2 protein-coding genes are annotated in these 2094 nt (G+C 42.9%); both read left to right on the forward strand.

What is annotated here, in order from left to right; all coding sequences use genetic code 11:
• Positions 1 to 95: 95 nt before the first annotated feature.
• Entirely contained in the window at positions 96 to 1310 is a 1215-nt protein-coding gene (gene istA, locus WD019_RS21515; protein ID WP_425712788.1) for an IS21 family transposase, read from the forward strand.
• A partial coding sequence (istB, locus tag WD019_RS21520) for an IS21-like element helper ATPase IstB (RefSeq protein WP_425712789.1) occupies positions 1303 to 2094 on the forward strand: 792 nt, incomplete at its 3' end. The genes istA and istB, both read left to right, overlap by 8 nt.

Consider the following 2094-nt stretch of genomic DNA (forward strand, 5'->3'; position numbering starts at 1 on the left):
AATACTCAATAGTTCCGGTTGAAAATTCCCCACGTTTACCGGACAATCCCTCTGGGAGGGAGTTGTTCAAAATTATAACGAATGGGGAATTTTTTATGATCAAAGAAATGAAACAAAAAGGAATGTACATTACAGACATTGCTAATGAATTAGGGTGTGACAGAAAAACCGTCAGAAAGTGGCTTAATAAAGATGAGCTACCGGTATATAAAAGAAAACAACGTCCGAGTAAACTGGATCCTTATAAGGATTATATTCGCCAGCGAATGGATGAAGGTTGCTTTAATGCGGTGGTAATACTTGATGAAATTCGCAAACAAGGCTACACAGGTGGTGATACCATTCTTCGAGATTTTATGAAACCACTAAGGCCGCAAATGAAGGAAAAGGCTACCGTCCGGTTTGAAACGCTACCAGGCGAACAAGCCCAAGTGGATTGGGGTACGGTTACTGTTAACTGGGATGGACGTCAAAAACAATTGCACGTTTTTGTGATGGTACTTTGTTATTCACGTATGATTTATGTTGAGTTTATGGAAGATGAAAAACTTGAAACGCTTATGGGTTGCCATGTTCGCGCTATGCAATATTTTGGAGGCATCACACGGAAAATCGTTTATGACAATATGAAGACGGTTGTCAAAGAAAGGAACCATGAGGGCAAAGTGATCTGGAATGAGCGATTTGCTGCCTTTGCCAGACACCACGGCTTTATTCCTTGGGCTTGTAAGCCTTATTCTCCTCGAACAAAAGGAAAGGTAGAAAATGGTGTGAAGTATGTCAAAATGAACTTTTGGCCTCGTGTAAGAACCTTTGAAAGTCTGCACGATCTAAACATTCAGGCTCGGTACTGGATGGATACCGTGGCCAATGTACGTGTTCATGGCACGACACACGAAGTTCCAGTAGAACGGTGGCGTCATGAAAATCTTCAACGGTTTAACCTTATCCCGTTTGAAACGGTTGAACGTCATAAGCGAAGAGTTTCTTCGGATTGCCAAGTCTCCTACGAATCGAATCGTTATTCGGTTCCGTTCCAATGGGTTGGCCAAATCGTTGCGGTTCAAGATGATAAAAACGGCCGGATTCGAATATTTGCCGGCGATGAGCTGATCGCCGAGCACACGAAAGCCTCCGACCGTCACCAAAAAATGATCAATCCTGAACATTTGAAAGGTCTTAAGCATTCTTCTACTCCGAGGAAGCAAACCTATCAGCCACGACTGGTTTCTTCACCCATACCGGAGGTGAGCGAACGATCCTTAGATGTCTATGACCGTTTCGCAGAAGAGGTGAATGTTCATGCTTGAAGACCGTCTTCAAGCAGCTTTTAAGGAGCTAGGGTGGATCCGAATACCGGACATTCTAGACCAATACGCTGAAGAAGCTGCTACTCATAATTTATCGTATACTGCGTTCCTTGACAACCTCATACAGGAAGAATTAATGGCGAAACAGGAGCGCTTAATTCAAACTAGAAAACGTGTCGCCGGTCTTCCGTACCATAAGACGCTCGAAGACTTTGACTTTACTTTTCAAGCATCGATCGATGAAAAAAGAATCCGGGAATTGGCGACGCTTCGATTTGTCGCTCATCATGAGAATTTGATCTTCCTTGGACCGCCAGGTGTGGGAAAAACACATCTTGCCGTGGCCATCGCACTTGAGGCGATCAAAAAGCGCCTGAGAGTCTATTTTACAACGGCTCATGATCTTGTACAGACATTGGAGGAAGCCCACCAACACAACCAGATTCAAAAGAAACTAAAGGTCTATACAAAACCCGATCTATTAATTATCGATGAAATTGGTTACCGGCGAATGGATGAAACAGCTGCCCACTTCTTTTTTCAAATTATCTCGGAGCGTTATGAAAAGGGAGCCATTATCCTCACCTCTAACAAATCATACGGAAATTGGGGAGAGATTTTTGGAGATCGTGTGTTAGCGTCAGCGATTTTAGATCGACTACTTCATTATTCACATACCATCAATATTAAAGGAGAAAGCTATCGAATCAAGGAGAAGAAGAAAGCAGGATTTTTCAACACGGAAAAAACAGTGAATGAATATTCGATCAATTCCCTTTCCCCC

Origin of the sequence: Fictibacillus sp. Mic-4 (assembly GCF_049843615.1) — a bacterium.
Taxonomy (GTDB): Bacteria; Bacillota; Bacilli; order Bacillales; family Fictibacillaceae; genus Fictibacillus_A; species Fictibacillus_A gelatini.

Bases quoted from the DNA above. Each gene is read 5' to 3' on its own strand.
- istA (WP_425712788.1), top strand. From the start codon at position 96: ATGATCAAAGAAATGAAACAAAAAGGAATGTACATTACAGACATTGCT.